14 protein-coding genes are annotated in these 17,625 nt (G+C 56.1%); 3 read left to right on the top strand and 11 right to left on the bottom strand.

The features are described from left to right. The first annotated feature begins 85 nt into the window (after positions 1 to 85). Genes FHI25_RS14045 through FHI25_RS14035 form a run of 3 tightly spaced genes read left to right on the top strand, consistent with a single transcriptional unit; the run spans position 86 to position 4,738 of the window. Positions 86 to 961 carry a branched-chain amino acid ABC transporter permease gene (locus FHI25_RS14045; RefSeq protein WP_210518771.1) on the top strand — a complete coding sequence of 292 codons (876 nt, stop codon included), beginning with the start codon at positions 86 to 88 and terminating at the stop codon, positions 959 to 961. Next, positions 961 to 3,525, top strand: a complete 2,565-nt coding sequence (locus FHI25_RS14040; RefSeq protein ID WP_210518769.1) for a branched-chain amino acid ABC transporter ATP-binding protein/permease — start codon at positions 961 to 963, stop codon at positions 3,523 to 3,525. Before FHI25_RS14045 ends, FHI25_RS14040 begins: the two co-directional genes overlap by 1 nt. Continuing rightward, the gene (locus tag FHI25_RS14035; protein WP_210518766.1) at positions 3,518 to 4,738 is read left to right on the top strand and encodes an amidohydrolase family protein; all 1,221 of its coding nucleotides are present in this window, start codon (positions 3,518 to 3,520) and stop codon (positions 4,736 to 4,738) included. The genes FHI25_RS14040 and FHI25_RS14035 overlap by 8 nt, the downstream gene beginning before the upstream one ends. Positions 4,739 to 4,802: 64 nt before the next feature. Here FHI25_RS14035 and FHI25_RS14030 read toward each other — a convergent pair whose 3' ends face one another. From FHI25_RS14030 to FHI25_RS13980, 11 genes are all read right to left on the bottom strand, one after another. After that, the gene (locus FHI25_RS14030; protein ID WP_210518764.1) at positions 4,803 to 6,230 is read right to left on the bottom strand and encodes a gamma-aminobutyraldehyde dehydrogenase; all 1,428 of its coding nucleotides are present in this window, start codon (positions 6,228 to 6,230) and stop codon (positions 4,803 to 4,805) included. A 36-nt stretch (positions 6,231 to 6,266) separates the two neighbouring features. Next, positions 6,267 to 7,082: an ABC transporter permease gene (locus tag FHI25_RS14025; protein ID WP_210518762.1), complete on the bottom strand. Its 816-nt coding sequence runs from the start codon at positions 7,080 to 7,082 to the stop codon at positions 6,267 to 6,269. Next, complete coding sequence (locus tag FHI25_RS14020) at positions 7,072 to 8,058, bottom strand: ABC transporter permease (RefSeq protein ID WP_210518759.1); 987 nt, start codon at positions 8,056 to 8,058, stop codon at positions 7,072 to 7,074. Before FHI25_RS14020 ends, FHI25_RS14025 begins: the two co-directional genes overlap by 11 nt. Then, positions 8,055 to 9,044, bottom strand: coding sequence for an ABC transporter ATP-binding protein (locus FHI25_RS14015; RefSeq protein ID WP_210518757.1), 990 nt, complete (start codon positions 9,042 to 9,044; stop codon positions 8,055 to 8,057). Before FHI25_RS14015 ends, FHI25_RS14020 begins: the two co-directional genes overlap by 4 nt. 255 nt (positions 9,045 to 9,299) lie before the next feature. Next, positions 9,300 to 10,460, bottom strand: a complete 1,161-nt coding sequence (locus tag FHI25_RS14010; RefSeq protein ID WP_210518754.1) for an ABC transporter substrate-binding protein — start codon at positions 10,458 to 10,460, stop codon at positions 9,300 to 9,302. A gap of 195 nt (positions 10,461 to 10,655) precedes the next feature. After that, on the bottom strand, positions 10,656 to 11,564 hold the full coding sequence (locus tag FHI25_RS14005) for a LysR substrate-binding domain-containing protein (RefSeq protein ID WP_197146717.1): 909 nt from the start codon (positions 11,562 to 11,564) through the stop codon (positions 10,656 to 10,658). A 76-nt stretch (positions 11,565 to 11,640) separates the two neighbouring features. Continuing rightward, positions 11,641 to 12,972 carry a HAMP domain-containing sensor histidine kinase gene (locus tag FHI25_RS14000; protein ID WP_210518752.1) on the bottom strand — a complete coding sequence of 444 codons (1,332 nt, stop codon included), beginning with the start codon at positions 12,970 to 12,972 and terminating at the stop codon, positions 11,641 to 11,643. A gap of 5 nt (positions 12,973 to 12,977) precedes the next feature. Then, positions 12,978 to 13,658 (bottom strand): response regulator transcription factor, encoded by a 681-nt coding sequence (locus FHI25_RS13995; protein WP_210518750.1) that lies wholly within the window; start codon positions 13,656 to 13,658, stop codon positions 12,978 to 12,980. Between the two features lie 93 nt (positions 13,659 to 13,751). Then, a complete protein-coding gene (locus FHI25_RS13990) occupies positions 13,752 to 14,354 on the bottom strand; it encodes a nucleotidyltransferase family protein (protein ID WP_210518747.1) in 603 nt (200 codons plus the stop codon). Between the two features lie 10 nt (positions 14,355 to 14,364). Further along, the gene (locus tag FHI25_RS13985; protein ID WP_210518745.1) at positions 14,365 to 15,360 is read right to left on the bottom strand and encodes an XdhC/CoxI family protein; all 996 of its coding nucleotides are present in this window, start codon (positions 15,358 to 15,360) and stop codon (positions 14,365 to 14,367) included. 88 nt (positions 15,361 to 15,448) lie between these two features. Further along, positions 15,449 to 17,623 carry a xanthine dehydrogenase family protein molybdopterin-binding subunit gene (locus FHI25_RS13980; protein WP_210518743.1) on the bottom strand — a complete coding sequence of 725 codons (2,175 nt, stop codon included), beginning with the start codon at positions 17,621 to 17,623 and terminating at the stop codon, positions 15,449 to 15,451. Positions 17,624 to 17,625: the final 2 nt, after the last annotated feature.

Raw genomic sequence — 17,625 nt, 5'->3', positions numbered from 1 at the left:
TCGACGTGTTCCCAATGCGCGCCGACAGGGATTTATCCATTTTAAATGATGCACTTACGTGCACGGCATAGGCAGGCGGCTGGCAATGACACTTTTAATCGCAGCTCTGATAACCGGGATCGGTCTGGGCAGTATGTACGGGCTGATCGCACTTGGTTTCCAGATCACCTATTCGGTGTCCTCCAAGGTCAATTTCGCGCAAGGATCGATGGTGATGCTGGGCGCTGTTCTGGGCTTTGTGTTCTGCGAACGATACGGGTTTCCGGTCATTGTCGGTTATCCGTTGGCCATTTTGTGCTGCGGGCTTGCCGGTATTCTGGTTGAATTTTTCCTTGTCCGTCCGTTTGCCATTCGCAATTCCGAAGCATGGCTGATGGCCACCGTCGCAGGCGGTATTTTGCTTGATAACGCGGTACTGTTTACCTTTGGCAACGAACCCCGCACCCTGCCATCCGCCCTTGTCGGGGAAAGCTGGAACGTGTTTGGCACCGGCGTTTACCCGCAACAAATCCTGATCCCGGCGGCGGCCATTGGTGTCGCACTCGCACTGCATGCCCTGTTCCGCCATACCCGTCAGGGCCGGGCCCTTTTGGCCGTCGTGCAGAACCTTCAGGCAGCCAAGCTGATGGGGATCAACACCACTTTGATGGTGACCGGATCCTTTGCCATTTCATCGATGCTGGCCGGGTGTGCCGGGCTTCTGATTGCGCCGCTGTTTTCGGTGCATTCCGATATGGGCACGCTTTTTGGCCTCAAGGCCTTTGCGGTTGCCATTCTGGGCGGCATGACATCGGCCTATAGTGTGATGTTGGCTGGCTTTATCTATGGTCTGGTTGAGGCCGGTGTGACCACCTATCTCGGATCGTCCTACACCTTCATCGTCGTCTTCGCGCTTGTGATCGCGGTTCTGACCATCAAACCAAGCGGCCTGTTTGGCCGTGCTGCGATCAAGAAGGTCTGATGATGAAACGCGAAATCAAATTCAAAAATCCGATGCCCAAACTCAATAAACCCATCGCCCTTGATGCCACCATCCTGGCCGCCATCATTGCCGGTTTGATCGGTGTCACGATCACCGGCGGCTATACCCAGTTCGTCATTGGCCTTGTCGCCATCACCACGGTTTTGTGTGTGGGGCTGAATGTTTTGTATGGCCTGACCGGGCTGGTGTCGCTGGGGCAGGTCGGGTTTTTTGCCATCGGCGCCTATGCCAGTGCCATCCTGACTTTGGCGGGTCTTAACTTCTGGATGGCGCTGATTGCATCGACCCTGATTGCCGGGGTGGCGGGCTGTGTCCTGGCACTTTCGGCGGTGCGGATGGCGGGGCCGTTCCTTGCCATGGTGACGATTGCCTTTGCCTTTATTGTCGAACATGGCGCGATTGAATGGCGTGCGCTTACGGGTGGGCAAAACGGCCTGATGGGTTTCCCGATGCCCGAATTGTTTGGCTATATGTTTAGCGAACGCGACCTTGTGATGCTGTGTGTCGTTCTGGCCGGGGTTGCGCTTTTTGCCTTCCGTCGGTTGGCGACAAGTGGCTGGGGCATGGCGATGACCAGCATGCGCGATGCTGAAATCGCCGCAAGTTCGCTTGGCTATAACGCCTTTGCCGTCAAGGCATCGGGCTTTGCCATTGCGGCTGCCATGGCGGGGCTTGCCGGGGCGTTGTTTGCACCGCTTATGATGTTTATCGCACCGTCAAACTTCCCGCTTAGTCAGTCGATCCTGTATCTGTTTGCCGTCATTCTGGGCGGGGCGGGCACGGTTCTGGGGCCGCTGGTGGGGGCATCGGTTTCGGTGTTGTTGCCCGAACTGCTGGCCGACTTTGCCGAATATCGCCTGCTGATTTTTGGCGGCCTTTTGATTGTCGTGTTGCTGATTGCACCGCGCGGGATTGTTGGCGTGATCGAACGGTTCATTCCGCTGACCAAGCGCGGCGTCACCGCCACCCCGGCGCACGAGATCGAGGCAGGTCTTAAGGATTACGCCAAGTCCGATGGTCTGGTGGTGGAAAACCTGTCGATTGCCTTTGGCGGGGTGAAGGCGGTCAATGCCGTTTCCTTCACCGCCAAGCCGGGCGATGTCACATCGATCATCGGGCCGAACGGGGCGGGTAAAACCACGCTTTTGAACATCATCAGCGGGTTCTACAAACCGACCGAAGGGACCGTTCGCATCGGGGATCAGGACATCGCTGGCAAGCCCACCGATTTTGCTGCGCGTAATGGCATTGCGCGCACCTATCAGGCGACCCGTCTGTTTGAAAACATGTCGGTGATCGACAACGTCATTGCCGGTATCCCCGTCGGCCGATTTGGCAAACCGTTTAGTGCGATTGCGTCCGATGCCAACCGCAACCATGCCGCAGGGCTTCTGGCCTTTTGTGGCTATCATGGCGATATCGATGCGCGTGCCGGTGACCTGCCGCATGTAGATCGCAGGCTGGTTGAAATTGCCCGGTCGCTGGCGACCAAACCCGGTGTGTTGTTGCTCGATGAACCGGCTGCTGGCCTGATGCATGCCGATAAGGTGTCGCTGGCCAAATTGCTGCGCCAACTGGCCGATGCCGGAATTACGGTGGTGCTGGTCGAACATGACATGGAAATGGTCATGGGCATTTCCGATCAGATTTTGGCGGTTGATGCCGGAACCCCGATCATCTTTGACACCCCGCAGGCGGTGCAAAACGACCCGCAGGTTATCGCGGCCTATCTTGGCGACGGTGAAATGAAGGCCCGCCCGCGCCCGATCCCGTTTGAGGCCGGGGACTCTCCGGTGATTGAAACCCTGCGCCTAACAGCCGGGTATGGCGCCGCACCGGTTCTTCATTCTATCGATCTTAAGGTCCGGCAGGGCGAAATGGTTGCACTTCTGGGCGCAAACGGTGCGGGCAAGTCGACCTTCCTGACCGCACTGGCCGGGTTGCTGCGCCCCGTGGATGGCAAGATCGTTCTCAACAACGAATATATCCATGACCTTGCCCCGCATCAGATCGTGGAACAGGGCTTGGTTCTGGTGCCCGAAGGCCGTCAGGTTTTCCCGGAACTGACCGTGCGCGAAAACATCGAACTGGGGGCCTATAAGCAACCCAAACCTGTCAGTTCCGATGAACTTGAAGCCATCCTGAACCGCTTCCCGCGTCTGCGCGATCGCATCAACAGCCAGGCTGGGTTGTTGTCAGGTGGGGAACAGCAAATGATGGCAATTGCGCGCGGTCTGGTCGCCAAGCCAAAGGCGCTTTTGCTCGATGAACCATCGCTTGGTCTGGCCCCGGCCATGGTCGAGGAACTTTATGCCATTCTGGGCGAACTGCGCGACGAGGGCGTTACCATCCTTCTGGTTGATCAGATGGCAACCATGGCGCTTTCGGTCGCCGATTATGCCTATGTCCTCGAACAGGGGCAGGTGGTTGCCAAGGGCAAGGCATCTGAGCTGAGAAAAGATGAACGCCTGATTGCTGCCTATCTGGGTGGCTCGGAACAAGGCGATAAGAAACCAAAACAGGAAACACACGAGAATGCTTGATTATCTGGTGAGGAACGCCTGCCTGAATGGTGAGAATGCGCTTGTCGATCTTGCCGTGGCGGATGGAAAAATTGTTGAAATTGCCCAGTCGATTACGGGTGATGCGCCAAGTTTTGATGCAGCGGGCCAACTGATCAGTTGCGGCTTTGTTGAAAGCCACATCCACCTTGATAAGGCCTGCATTCTGGACCGGGCCAAAAACGAAACCGGCACGCTTCAGGGCGCGATCAGTGCCGTCGCCAACGCCAAAAGCTGCTTTACCGAGGATGACATTTACGCCCGCGGTGCCCGCGTGATTGAAAAGGCAATCACCGAGGGCACCAATGCGGTCCGCACCCATGTCGAGATTGATCCGGGCATCGGCTTGGCGGGCTTTAACGCCCTCAAGCGGCTCAAGGCCGACTATGCCTGGGCAATGGATATCGAGATTTGCGTTTTCCCCCAGGAAGGCCTGTTTAATTATCCCGGGACCGAGGAACTGTTGCGCGAAGCATTGGATAGTGGTGCCGATCTGCTGGGCGGTTGTCCCTATATGGATACCGATCCACATGGCCAGATCCTGCGTCTGTTTGAAATGGCGCGCGACTATGATGTTGATCTCGATTTCCATCTTGATTTTGATCTGGATGCTAGCTGGCGCCATCTTGATGAAGTTGCCAAGCAATCCATCGCCTTTGGCTGGCAGGGCCGCGTGATGATCGGACATGTGACCAAGCTATCGGTGCTGCCCAAACCCGAACTTGAAGACACCATTGCCATCATGCGCGATGCCGGGATTGGTTTGACCGTATTGCCCGCGACCGACCTGTTTCTGACCGGGCGCGATCATGATCATTCAGTCCCCTGCGGCGTGGCCCCGGCGCACAAGTTGGCCGGGCACGGCCTGTGCTGCACGATTGCGACCAACAATGTGCTGAACCCGTTTACGCCCTATGGTGATTGTTCGCTCTCACGCATGGCCAACCTCTATGCCAATGTCAGTCAGCTTGCGACCGAGGCCGAGCTTGAAAACTGCTTTGCCATGGTGTCAGACGCCCCGGCAAAACTTCTGGGCCGATCCAGCAAGATCGCGGTTGGCGAAGCTGCAAGCTTCATCGTCCTGCCCGCCCAAAGCCGCGCACAAGTGGTTTCCGAAATCAGTCGCCCGATCTGGGGCATGAAGGCTGGTCGGGTAACGTTCGAACACCCGGCGGCAAAGCTGTTTCGGCCATAAGCCAGACAAATAAAAAAGGGCAGCCCATGGGCTGCCCTTTCTGTCTGATGACTGGATTTTTGGGTTATCCGTGCGCGATCATGATGTGACGGGCGGCGGTGTAATCCTCTAGCGCGTAATGCGACATATCCTTGCCATAGCCGGACTGTTTCAGACCGCCATGGGGCATTTCATTGACCAGCATGAAGTGGGTATTGATCCAGGTGCAGCCATAACGAAGGCGGGCACTTGTTTGCATGGCGCGCGAGATATCCTTGGTCCAGATCGAAGACGCCAGACCGTAATCGGAATCATTGGCCCATGCGACGGCCTCATCCACATCTGTAAAGCGGGTGATCGACGCCACCGGACCAAACACTTCGCGCCGGACGATTTCATCAGATTGAAGCGCACCGGCAATCACGGTCGGCTGATAGAAGAAGCCAGGCCCATCATGCAGCTTGCCACCGGTGGTAATTTCCATGTGTTTCTGTTCGGATGCACGCGCAACAAAACTTGCCACACGGTCTCGCTGGCGTTCGGAAATCAGCGGGCCGATTTCGTTTTCGCTGTCGTCCGCACGGGCATAGGCGATGCTGGAAACCGCAGATGACAAATCTGCCACCAGCTTGTCATGGATTTTCGGGCCGGCGTAAATCCGGCATGCCGCCGTGCAGTCCTGACCGGCGTTATAGTAACTGAATGCCCGCAATCCTTCGACAACGGCATCGACATCGGCATCATCAAAGACAATCACCGGTGCCTTGCCACCCAGTTCGAGGTGCGTGCGTTTGACTGATTTGGCCGCAGCCTGAAGAACCTTCTTACCCGTCGCGACATCACCCGTGATCGACACCATGTCGACCTTTGGATGGTTGATCAGGGCATTGCCGACCGTGGCACCGCGACCAAGAACGATATTGACCACACCTTCGGGCAGGATATCTGCCAGAATGGTCGCCATCTTAAGCGCGGTCAGTGGCGTTTGTTCAGATGGCTTGAAAACGACCGTGTTGCCACCGGCAATCGCCGGGGCCAGTTTCCAGGCCATCATCATCATCGGATAGTTCCATGGCGCGATGGAACCGACCACCCCGATCGGATCGCGGCGGATCATCGAGGTATGGCCCGCCATATATTCCCGGGCAATCGACCCCTGCATGCAGCGCACGGCACCGGCAAAGAAGCGATAGCAATCGACAATGGCCGGAATTTCATCATCGCGCACCGCATTGATCGGTTTGCCGCAATTAAGCGATTCCAGTTTGACGAACTCTTCGGCCTCGGCTTCGATCCGATCAGCGATTTTCAGAAGGTAGTTTGACCGTTCTGCCGGGGTTGTGCGCGACCATGACTGGAAGGCGTGCTCGGCCGCGCTGACCGCACGGTCGATCTGTTCCATCGATGCTTCGGGCAGCATCATGATGGTTTCGCCGGTCTTGGGATTAATGATGTTCTCTTCGGCTTCAACGCCCATTTCAAGGCTGCTGCCGATCAGCATCTTGGTATCCATAATAAGCTCTCCCGTTGGTAGCGTTATCGCGTGCTGTTATTTTCCCGATCCGGCCACCTGATCGCCATCGCGTGTCAGGTAATAGGCAGCCAGGATCGGCAGGACCGTGACCAGAACCACCACCATCGCCACCACATTGGTGACCGGGCGCTGGCGAGGTCGGACAAGTTCTTCAAGCATCCAGATCGGCAGGGTCGACTGCTGTCCGGCGGTAAAGGTCGTGACGATCACCTCGTCAAAGGACAGGGCAAAGGCCAGCATGCCGCCGGCCAGAAGCGCCGTGCCAATATTGGGCAAAATGACATGCCGGAAAGTCTGGAAATTGTTGGCCCCCAGATCCATGGATGCCTCGACCAGCGACCCTGATGTCCGTCTGAACCGCGCAACCGCGTTGTTATAGACAACCACCACACAGAACGTCGCGTGACCCAGGATGATCGTCCAGATCGAAAACGGAATGTCGGCGATGCTAAATGCCGAACGAAGCGCAATACCGGTAATGATGCCCGGAAGTGCAATCGGCAGGATCACCAGAAGCGAGATGGTTTCACGACCAAAGAATTTGGTGCGTGATACCGCCGCCGCACACAGCGTTCCCAGAACCATCGCAATCAGGGTCGAAATGGTTGCAGTCTGCAGCGACAGTTTCAACGCCTCCCAGACATCCGGGCGGTTCCACGTCACCTCAAGCCATTTCAGGGTAAAGCCGGGCGGTGGCCACTGATAGGATTTGTCTTCTGTCGTGAAGGCATAGACAAAAATCAGCGCAATCGGCAAATGCATGAAGGCAAGGCCAAGGCCGGCGGCAAGTTTCAGGCCCCAAGGAGCGCGTTGTTTCCCATCAGAGCGCATCGAAAGCCCCCATCCGTTTGGCACCCCAAAGATAGAAGCCCATGATAACAATCGGCACGACGGTAAAGGCGGCTGCCAGCGGAATGTTGCCCGCCGTACCCTGCTGGGCATAGACCGCCTGACCGATAAACAGCCGGGATGAGCCGACAATCTGCGGAATAATGTAATCACCCAGCGTCAGCGAGAAGGTAAAGATCGAGCCGGCAACAATGCCCGGCAAGGCCAGCGGGAAAATCACGTGACGGAATGTTTGGCCCGGTGTCGCACCAAGATCGCCGGATGCCTCGATAAAGCTGCCGGGGACGCGTTCAAGTGCTGCTTGCACCGGTAAAACCATGAAAGGCAGCCAGACATAGAGGAAAACAAGGAAAGTCCCAGTATAGCTGACCGAAAGCGAATAGCCGCCAATAATGGGGATCGCCAGCCAGGCTTCAAGCAGCCAGGTCAGATGCAGCTTGGTGAAAATCCAGGTCAGGATGCCTTCCTTGGCTAGGATCAGTTTCCAAGCATAGACCTTGACCAGATAGCTTGACCAAAGCGGCAGCATCACGCCGATGTAAAACAGCGCCTTCCACTTGCCCCGTGCATAGCGCGCAGCGAAATAGCCAATCGGAAATGCAACACAGGCGGCGGCAAGTGTCACGATGGCTGCCATCGAAACCGTGCGGATGATGATGTCGAGATTGGCGGGGCGGAACAGTTCACCATAGGTTTTCAGCGTCAGTTCATATTGAACCATGCCGGAAAATTCATCGATCGAGAAAAAGCTTTGCGCGAGTAAGGCAAACAATGATCCGAGATAGATGATACCAAGCCAAAGGGCAGGCGGTGTCAGCATCAGGATCAGAAGAAGTTTCGGATTGCGCCAGAACTTGTCCGACAAGGCGCCGGTGATCCCGCCCTGTCCCGGCAGAACAGCACTTTCGTTTTGAACCGTCGTAGCATTGGAGGCGCTTGTGGCGGTGGTGGCGGTCATTGCGCCCCCTCCATCAGGTGCAGGTCATTTTCCTGCCAGCTGATTTGAACCGTGGTGCCGTTCTCTGGCACGGCCTGATCGGCCGGGATCAGCGCACCGATCCGCATATCGCCAAGTGCAAGGCTGATGCGGGTGGTGCCACCAAGATAACTGCTGCCGGTGACGGTCGCGCTATGTCCATCGGCGGAAACGATGCGGATCGCTTCGGGTCGCAGGCTGGCATAGCTTTCCTTCCCGGTCAGCTGTTTGACAAAACCCGGTTCAAGCACATTCGAGGAGCCAACGAAATCGGCGACAAAGCGGCTTTGCGGGCGTTGATAGATGTCTTGCGGGCTTCCGATCTGCTGGATTTTGCCGTCGTTGAAAACCGCGACCCGATCCGCCATCGAAAGGGCCTCACCCTGATCATGGGTGACGAAAACAAAGGTGATGCCAAGTTTGCGTTGCAGGATTTTGAGTTCTTCCTGCATCTGTTCGCGCAGTTTGAGGTCCAGCGCGCCAAGCGGCTCGTCAAGCAACAGCACCTTGGGTTTGTTGACGAGCGCGCGGGCAAGCGCCACGCGCTGGCGCTGACCACCGGAAAGTTGGCCCGGGCGGCGTTCGCCGTAACTCGGCAGGGCAACCAGTTCGAGTGCCTCGTTGGCAGCCGCATGACGATCGGTTTTGTTCATGCCGCGGATCATCAGGCCATAGGCGACATTGTCGATGATGTTCATGTGCGGGAACAGGGCATAGTCCTGAAACACCGTGTTCACGTTGCGGCGATAGGGCGGCACATGTTCGACGGTGGTGCCGAAAATCTCGATATGGCCGCTGGTGGGTTGTTCAAACCCGGCAATAAGGCGCAGACAGGTGGTTTTGCCTGATCCTGACGGGCCGAGCATGGCGAAAAATTCGCCCTCGGCAATCGACAGGTCGACATTATCCACAGCGCGGACCGCGCCGAAATGTCTTGAAACCTTTGCGAAGGAAACTGCAGTCGTCATGGGTCAACCAGTTGTTTGAAACCCGCACATAAGTCGGATTTCGTTTCGTAAGGAATGGTGGCGGGTGTGATGCATTTGGCTTGGCGGTTGATCAGCGGCAATGACACCTGCCGGGTCCCCCGGAGCCCGGAAGTACCGTGACATTGCCGCCGATCAGAATGGGGTGCGCATTTCGTGCCGGGTGTGACAACTCGCCATGCGCATCCCCTTGCCCGATCAGGTTCATAAGGGTGGGGAACCTGATCGCAGGATTGCTTAGCGGCCGCCAATCACGCCGATATAGTCGGAAACCCAACGATAATAAGGCACGCATTCACCCTGGCTTTCGCATTTCGAAACCGGGGTCTGCCAGAAGCTGACACGGTCGAAATCATCAAAGCCGTTGGTGGCGCAACCTTCATCGCCCAACAGGGCATTGCCGGTGCAGGCTGCCGGAACAGCCGGGTTGGAACCAAACCATGCCGCAAGGTCGCCTTGAACTTTCGGAGACAGGGAATGCTCCATCCAGAGATAGGCACAGGTCGGGTTTTCGGCCTCGGCATGGAGCATGGTGGTATCAGCCCAGCCGGTAACCCCTTCTTCGGGGATGGTCGATGCAATCGGAAGGCCTTCGGATTTCAGAAGGTTGACCTGGAACGGCCAGGAACCGGATGCAACCACGCCTTCGTTCTTGAAATCATCCATTTGGATGAAGGCATCATGCCAATAACGTGACACCAGTTCACGCTGCCCGCGCAGCAGATCAAGGGCGGCGGCATATTGATCGGCATTCAGCTCATACGGGCTTTTGATACCAAGTTCGGGGTTGTGCGCCATCAGATATTGCGCGGCGTCGGCGATGTGGATCGGTCCGTCATAGGCCTGAACGCGACCCTTGTTCGATTTGCCATCAGCAAGGGTCATTTCCTCGAACACGACGTTCCAGCTTTTCGGTACTTCGGCGAAGGCGTCGGTATTGTACATCAAAACGTTCGGACCCCACTGATAGGGTGTGCCGTAATGTACGCCGTCAACCGTGTGCCATGGCGCGCTTTTCAGACGGTCATCGACGGTGTTCCAGCTTGGGATCAGGTCGGTATTGATCGGCTGAACGCGTTTGCCGGCAATCATGCGCAGCGACGCATCGCCCGATGCGGTGACAAGATCAAAGCCGCCTTCGTTCATCAGGGCGACCATTTCATCGGATGTATTGGCGGTTTTGACATTTACCGCACAGCCGGTTTCCTTTTCAAAGGACGTCACCCAGTCAAAATTGGCATCCGTTTCGCCACGCTCGATATAGCCCGGCCAGGCAACGATATTTACAGCCCCTTCCGGTGTGCCAAGTTCGGTCATCATGTCAGCGGCAGCCGCCTGACTGGCGGCAAAGGCAAGCACGACCATTACGGACGTGCCCGATTTCAATAGTGATTTCATTGTGATGTCTCCCAGTTGCAGGACGTCAGTTCGCGTGACTTTTATTTCCCGACGGCAAGCCTACGCCGATCTGGAGCATTCACAATTTCATTTATCAGAAATACGTTATCGGATTTTCCGATATCTGTTGCGGCGCAGCGTAACGGCCTGTTACACGACGATTTTCTTATTTCGCTGGTGATGATATCTGCGTGTTTAACGCAGGCGGGTGGCGCGATGGGCCTGTGCGAGACCGATAAAATCACGCGCCGCCTGGGACAAGGGGGAGCCTTTTCGCCAGACAACGCCAACCTGAACCATTGGAAGCGTACCCGATACATCGCGGCTTTCAATCCGGTCGCCCTCAAGCGACCAGGGGCGATAGACCAGATCAGGCAAAAGCGACAATCCGGCCCCGGTGGCAACAAGGCTTCGTACCGCCTCAACCGACCTTGTGCGGAAGGCAACACGGGGGCGGGTACCAAGCGCGCCCAGCAACTTCCCTGTTGCTTCCTCGATCTCGTCGATGGTCAGCATGATCAGCGGCTCGGATGTGACATCATCAAGCGTGATGCTTTGTGCGGTGGCAAGTTTATGTCCCAGCGGCAGCCACAGCCGATAGGGTGAAACTTCAAGAATTTCAGATTGCAATGCAAGACGATCCCGAAGGTTGGAAATCACCATGACGGCAACATCAATCTCGCCACCGATCAGAAGGTGTTCAAGGTAGTCGCCATTATCCTCGGTCGCACTTACCGTGATCTGCGGATAGGCACGGCGATAGCGTGCCAGAATATCAGACAGCACATAACCCGCGACCAGCGATGTTACGCCCAGATGCAATTCGCCCTTTTGGGTTTGTGCGGTTTCCTCAAACGCCTGTTTGGCGTCTGAGACATTGGCAAGGATGGTCGTGGCATGGCGCAGGAACTGATGGCCGTTATGGGTGATGTTAAGCCCGCGCGAATGACGATCAAACAGCGCAACACCCAGATCGGCTTCAAGTTCCTTGATCGCCTCGGTCACGGCCGATTGCGAAATCGACAGAATATGCGCCGCCCCCGATACAGTTCCCTGTTCGGCCACGGCGACGAAATACTGAAGCTGTCGAATGGTGAATGCCATGATGGCATCACGATAGGTGATAGCAAAACGCTTGTCGCGGTTTTTTCGATAACAGATTTGGCAATAACCTGTTTGTTTAGACCAGTTCGGGTTCAGGTTTAACCAATGTTGCGGCGCCCGGATCGAGGCAAACCGACATGCCGCCATTGGGCAGATGCGTAAGCGTGCAGGTCCAGTCAAGACGTTCACAAATACGCCGGACGAGTTGCAGGCCAATGCCTTCGCCCTGTGGCATCGCGCATTGACCATTGCAGGTCAGGATGGCGTTTTCAACGCAGATCTGTGTGCCGGAAAGCGTGATCTTGACCTCGCCCTTTGGCGTGTGCTGGAACGCATTTCGGATCAAGTTGGACACCACAATCATCAGTGCCGCGCGCGAGGTCGCGATCTCGGTTTCGCGGCTGTCAGGTTCAAATGTGCAGGTAACGTGCTTGCCTTCCATCAGATAGGAAAGATCACTGATTTCCTGTTCGATGAAGGCGCTGATGTTAATCGTTTCGGTTTGGCCAAGCGGTGCATTGTCACGGCCCAGCCACAACAGCGTTTCAAGCAATTGCTGCATGTTGCGGTTGGCGCGTTTGATGCGGGCCATGACGCGTGCCTGCGTTGCGTTAAGCGGGCTTTTTTCCAGAAGTTCGACATTGCCCGAAACAATGGTAACGGGCGTGCGCAGCTCGTGGCTGGCCTGACGGAGGAATTCACGTTCACGGGCAACAAATTTGTCGATCTGATCAACCGATCGATGCAGTTCGTGGGCAACGTCATTAAGCTCTTCAAACCCGAAATCCGGGATCGGTTCGCGCAGGTTATCTGCCGTCAGATTGTTGGCCCAGTTCTGAAGGTTCTCGGATGGCTTGGTCAGACGTTTGCCAATCACCCACAGGAACCAGGCAAAGATGCCGACCACCGCCATGGCAAACGGGATCGACAGCAGGGCCAGCTTGTGCAGGCGCACGAAATAGATGCTGTCTTCATCCCCGGCGTGATAGGTCTGCAGGATCAGGATGTCATCCCCATTGCGCAGCTGATAGGGGAAGACCAGAAAGACCGGGTTTTCGGGGTTTTCTTCGGCGGCATATTTGTCGGTGTTGATATAGAAAAGCTCGCCAATCTCAAGATCGTCTGGCGTTGCATGCGCGCGCAATTCTGCCGGCAGCTGATCAAACCCGGTGAAGGTTTCAATATTGAAACCCTTGGGCAAGGCGGCTTCGGGGTTTTCGGCCAGTTCATTGTCATATTGTTCGGCAATGACCTGAAGCTGGAAGGACGCCACCATCCACTTGCCATACAGCATGTAAAAATTGACGACCACCGTATAAAGCACGAGCGTAATCACCAGACCCAGCAGCACGTAATTGCGCACAAAGCGGGAAAAGGATCGGGTCTTGGGTGCGCAACATGTGCTCATAGCGGCTACTCGCGAAGGGCCACGCCCTGGCCCGGAATGGTGTGAATCAGATTTTGCTCAAACGGTTTGTCGATCCGATGACGCAATTTGTAAAGATGTGTCTTCAGCGCATTGGTATCAGGTGGATCGCCTTGCCAGAGTGCCATCGACAAACGAGAACGGGTTACAACCTGCGGACTGTTTTGCGCCAGAACTTCCAAAATGGTCCAACCCGTTGGCGATACACTGATATTCTGGCCAGCCCGCACCACGGAACGGTTTTCAAAATCAATAAGCAGGTCACCAAGCGAGAAACGCCTGACCTCGCCACTGCGTCGACGCGATAGAACGCGCGTGCGCAAAAGAAGCTCTTCAAGCTCAAACGGTTTGACCAGATAATCATCCGCCCCGGCCTGGAAACCTTCGATCTTGTCATCAAGTGTATCGCGCGCGGTCAACATAAGAACCGGGGTGTCCACCCCTTCGTCGCGCAGTGCCTTGCAGATGCTGATGCCATCACGGAATGGCAACATCAGATCAAGCAGGATGACGTCATATTCGCCGGTCAGCGCCATCTGATAGGCGGTTTCACCATCATAGGCATGGTCGCATTCAACGCCTTCAATCGTCAGATAGTCACTGACGGTGGCGGCGATATCCATATTGTCCTCGACCAAAAGGACCATGATGTGGGCGGTTGCTTTCATTCACGTCATCTCGTTTTTCAAGACATGCAAGCATGCCGCAATTCAGCTGACGGGTCAGCAGGAAACACCCCGTTGCCCTGTTTGGCACATAAGTTAGTCTGTCACTTGCTTCAGATCATCTTGGGTATCGATATCAAGTGCGGCATTTACAATTGATACGGCCATCACCTTATCGGCATGTCTGTCGATGATTTTGCGCGCGCCAATCGGCCCGGCAAGGCTTTGCAAATCATCAAAGACAGATTTTGGGAAAATGGCAGGCACGCCCAGCCCATCTTGGTGTCGGGTTGCGACAATCTGTTTGCCGTCAAAGGCTGTGATCAATCGGGTGTAATCCTCGCTGGTCAGATTGACCTGATCACACAGGGCTATCAAAACGCCATCATATCCGCCGTTGGTCGCGATTTTCGTCATGCCGCACGCAATCGAGCTTCCCATCCCCGTGGCCCAGTGTTCATTGCTGATAATCGTTACGCCACTTTTAAGACGCGGCGCGATTTCATCGCCATAGGCACCAAGAACCACAAAGGTGTCCGACTTCGGCATCCCTGACAGGGCATCAAGCGCATGTTCGATCATGGGTTTGCCATTGATATCGGCAAGCTGCTTACGCCCGCCAAAGCGCGCACTTTCCCCGGCTGCCAGAAGAAGCGTGGCCAGTTTCGGTTTCGGGATGGCTGTGCATGGCGTCATCATCAAGGTCGCATTATTCGGCGGCTTGTGCCAAAGCCGGGGCCGCTGATTGCTTGAACAGGGCGGCATGAATGCCTGACAACATCGAAAGAGCAATGCTTTCAGGAAGTTGTCCGCCGATGTCGAGACCCGCCGGACTTGAAATATCAAATGCCAGATCATTCCGCGAAATGCCAGCTTCGTTCAAAACATCGCGAAACCGATGGGGTGGACCAAGGGCGGACAGATGTTTGATCGGTGCATCACAAAGCACCGCAAGGGCCGCGGCATCAATGCTAACACTATGGGCCATCAGAATAACCGCATCGACTTTGTGATCGGTCACATAGGTCGCCAAATCACCATCAATCTTGCGCAGGATTGTGCCCGCCGTCGGGAAATGCTCAGCCCGGGCATTTGCCGGGCGTGGATCGACCAGCGTTGTTTGCCAGCCCATCTGATGGGCAATGCCAATCACCGGGCGGGCATCAAGGCCACCCCCCACCACAAGAACATGGGGTTCAGGCTGGATCGGTGTCACCAGCCAATTGCCGTCTTCACGGTTTTCGATATGGGCCGGGCATTGCCCATAAAGCACGCCAGCCTCGAAATAGCCTTCGACCGCGTCAATTTTCTGGAAATAGAGGCCGCTTTGACGTTTTTGCAGGGCTTCATACAGATCGCCCAGGCCCAGATCATTCGCGGAGCCAAGTGGCTGGAGCATGATATAGACCGTGCCGCCGCATCCCACGCCAAGTTTGAATGACAGATCATCTTCGTCAGTGCCGTCATAGGTCAACATGACAGGTTTTCCGGTCACCATGGCCCGGCGCGCATTGCGGATAATGTCGGCCTCAAGGCAGCCGCCACTTATCAGTCCAAACTGTTGCCCGTGACCGTTGATCAGCATCATGGCACCGGCCTTGCGATAAGCAGATCCCTCGGTGCGATAAACCGTTCCCAGCACCCATTCAGTGCTGTCGCGGTTTTCCTGCCAGGTGCCAAGCATTGCAGAAAGTTGATTGGTCATATTCCTCGCCCTTTCAGCAAAAGGGTAACTGCCCGGGAAACCACGGGGTGGGGGATGGGGGAAAAATGATCCCCCGAGCAGTTATCTCTTACACGAAGTCGAAACCAGCCTTGGTCATGGGAAGATCCAGGATCCGCTTGCCGGTTTGCGCAAAGATCGCATTGGCAACGGCCGGCCCGGTTGGGGGCAGACCCGGTTCGCCAACACCGGTCGGTGCACCGTTTGATGGAACGATGGCGACCTCGACTTCGGGCATTTCGGGATTACGAAGCAATTCGTAATCCGGGAAGTTGTACTGATCGACTTCACCGTCGGTCAGGGTGATCTGATTGCGCAAGATCGCTGTCAGGCCGTAGCCTGCGCCGCCTTCCATCTGTGCGCGAATGACATCGGGGTTTACAGCCACACCGCATTCAACCGCCATGAACAGCTTGTTTACATGTACGCTGGTGTCATCGACCGAGACATCCGCCACAACCGCGACACAGGTATTGAACGAGAAGTGGCAGGCAAAGCCGCGCTTGTCGCCTTCTTTCCATCCGGAAATTTCACGCACATGCTTGATGGCTTCAATCATGCGGGCCTGGTTCGGCTGTGTTGCGTCCAGCATGGCCAGACGCAGTTCGATCGGGTCCTGACCGCTTTCGGCTGCGACCATATCCATCAGGGTTTCCATGGCATAGGCGGTGTGGGTATGTCCCACCGAACGCCACCAAAGAACCGGCACCGGGTTATGGAAATCCGTCAGGCCGATGGCCTGGTTCGGGATGGCATAAAGGCTTTCGGAAACGCCTTCGACAGAGGTCGCATCAACCCCGTCACGGACCATCATGCCCTCAAAGCTTGTGCCTTTCATGATCGACTTGATCGCAAGGCGATGGTCCCATCCGACGATCTTGCCATCCGCATCCAGACCAATCTTTGCCCGGTGTGCTGACATGGCGCGGTAATAGCCGCCTTTCATGTCGTCTTCGCGGCTCCAGACCAGTTTGACCGGGACTTTCTTGCCCGACACGGCAAAGGCCATAGCGGCCTCGGCATTGTAATCCGCAGTTGGGTTGGCACGACGGCCAAACGAACCACCGGCATAAAGCGTCTTGATTTCGACCTGTTCGGGCTTAAGCCCAAGGATCGCCGCAACCGTCGGACGGGTGATGGTCGGGAACTGACAACCGTCATGGACACGCACACCAAAATCGGTTGGCTCAATCGTGCAGTTAAGCGATTCCATTGACGCATGCGCCAGATACGGGAAGGTGAAGTCAGCCTCGATGGTTTTTGACGCACCTTCGATCAAGGGTGCGACATTCTCGGTCGTGATTTCGTGGCCGATTTCGAATTCCGGCTTTTCATCAAGCAGGGCCTGATGGGCCGCGATCAGGGCATCGGTGCTGCGGGTTTCTGCAACGCTGAAGTCCCATTCAACCGAAAGCGCATCACGCGCCTGGAATGCCGACCAGGTGTTTTTGCCAAAGGCAACCACACCCGCCTTGTTTGGCAGGACCTGTGCGGCGATGAAACCACCGACATCCTTTGCCGCGCTGTCATCGAAGGAAACAACAGTGCCACCGAATTTCGGGCTGTGCATGATCGCGGCATAGATCATGCCGGGCAGATTGACATCCATGGCAAAGATCGCGGTCCCCGTGGTCTTGCCGTGATTGTCCTTGCGGTGGAGTTTTTCGTTGCCGATCAGCTTGAACTGATCCGGGGTTTTGATCGTCGGCTTTTCAACGGCGTCAAGGGTTGCTGCGATCGCAACGAATTCGCCAAAGTGACCGGAATTGTCCCCCGATGAAATGACGCCGTTCTCAACAGAGATGGCCGATGCATCTACACCCCAGCTTTGGGCTGCGGCACGGACAAGCAGATCGCGCGCGGCAGCACCAGCTTCGCGGTACTGCATGAATGAATTGGCAATCGAGGTCGAACCACCGGTCCCCTGCGCGCCAAAGAACAGGTTCTTGTAGCGGACATCATCGGCCGGTGCGAAATCGGTTTTGACATTGTCCCAGTTGGCATCGATTTCTTCGGCGACGAGGGTGGTCAGGCCGGTGGTCGTTCCCTGACCCATTTCGAAATGTTTGATGATGACCGTGACAACGCCATCGGCATCAATTTTGACAAACGGGTTCAGGTCGGTATTGGCAGTGACCGAGCTTCCGGCGGCCAGAACACCCTTGGCATTCACACCGACGAAAAGGGCTGTGGCGCCAGCGGCCGATCCCTTAAGGAAGCCGCGACGGGATACGTTGATGTTCATGG

Origin of the sequence: Thalassospira sp. ER-Se-21-Dark (assembly GCF_017922435.1) — a bacterium.
Taxonomy (GTDB): Bacteria; Pseudomonadota; Alphaproteobacteria; order Rhodospirillales; family Thalassospiraceae; genus Thalassospira.
The sequence above is the reverse complement of the archived record's forward strand: the minus strand, read 5'-3'. Positions and strand labels throughout refer to the sequence as shown.

Bases quoted from the DNA above. Each gene is read 5' to 3' on its own strand.
- FHI25_RS14045 (WP_210518771.1), top strand. From the start codon at position 86: ATGACACTTTTAATCGCAGCTCTGATAACCGGGATCGGTCTGGGCAGT.
- FHI25_RS14040 (WP_210518769.1), top strand. From the start codon at position 961: ATGATGAAACGCGAAATCAAATTCAAAAATCCGATGCCCAAACTCAAT.
- FHI25_RS14035 (WP_210518766.1), top strand. From the start codon at position 3,518: ATGCTTGATTATCTGGTGAGGAACGCCTGCCTGAATGGTGAGAATGCG.
- FHI25_RS14030 (WP_210518764.1), bottom strand. From the start codon at position 6,230: ATGGATACCAAGATGCTGATCGGCAGCAGCCTTGAAATGGGCGTTGAA.
- FHI25_RS14025 (WP_210518762.1), bottom strand. From the start codon at position 7,082: ATGCGCTCTGATGGGAAACAACGCGCTCCTTGGGGCCTGAAACTTGCC.
- FHI25_RS14020 (WP_210518759.1), bottom strand. From the start codon at position 8,058: ATGACCGCCACCACCGCCACAAGCGCCTCCAATGCTACGACGGTTCAA.
- FHI25_RS14015 (WP_210518757.1), bottom strand. From the start codon at position 9,044: ATGACGACTGCAGTTTCCTTCGCAAAGGTTTCAAGACATTTCGGCGCG.
- FHI25_RS14010 (WP_210518754.1), bottom strand. From the start codon at position 10,460: ATGAAATCACTATTGAAATCGGGCACGTCCGTAATGGTCGTGCTTGCC.
- FHI25_RS14005 (WP_197146717.1), bottom strand. From the start codon at position 11,564: ATGGCATTCACCATTCGACAGCTTCAGTATTTCGTCGCCGTGGCCGAA.
- FHI25_RS14000 (WP_210518752.1), bottom strand. From the start codon at position 12,972: ATGAGCACATGTTGCGCACCCAAGACCCGATCCTTTTCCCGCTTTGTG.
- FHI25_RS13995 (WP_210518750.1), bottom strand. From the start codon at position 13,658: ATGAAAGCAACCGCCCACATCATGGTCCTTTTGGTCGAGGACAATATG.
- FHI25_RS13990 (WP_210518747.1), bottom strand. From the start codon at position 14,354: ATGATGACGCCATGCACAGCCATCCCGAAACCGAAACTGGCCACGCTT.
- FHI25_RS13985 (WP_210518745.1), bottom strand. From the start codon at position 15,360: ATGACCAATCAACTTTCTGCAATGCTTGGCACCTGGCAGGAAAACCGC.
- FHI25_RS13980 (WP_210518743.1), bottom strand. From the start codon at position 17,623: ATGAACATCAACGTATCCCGTCGCGGCTTCCTTAAGGGATCGGCCGCT.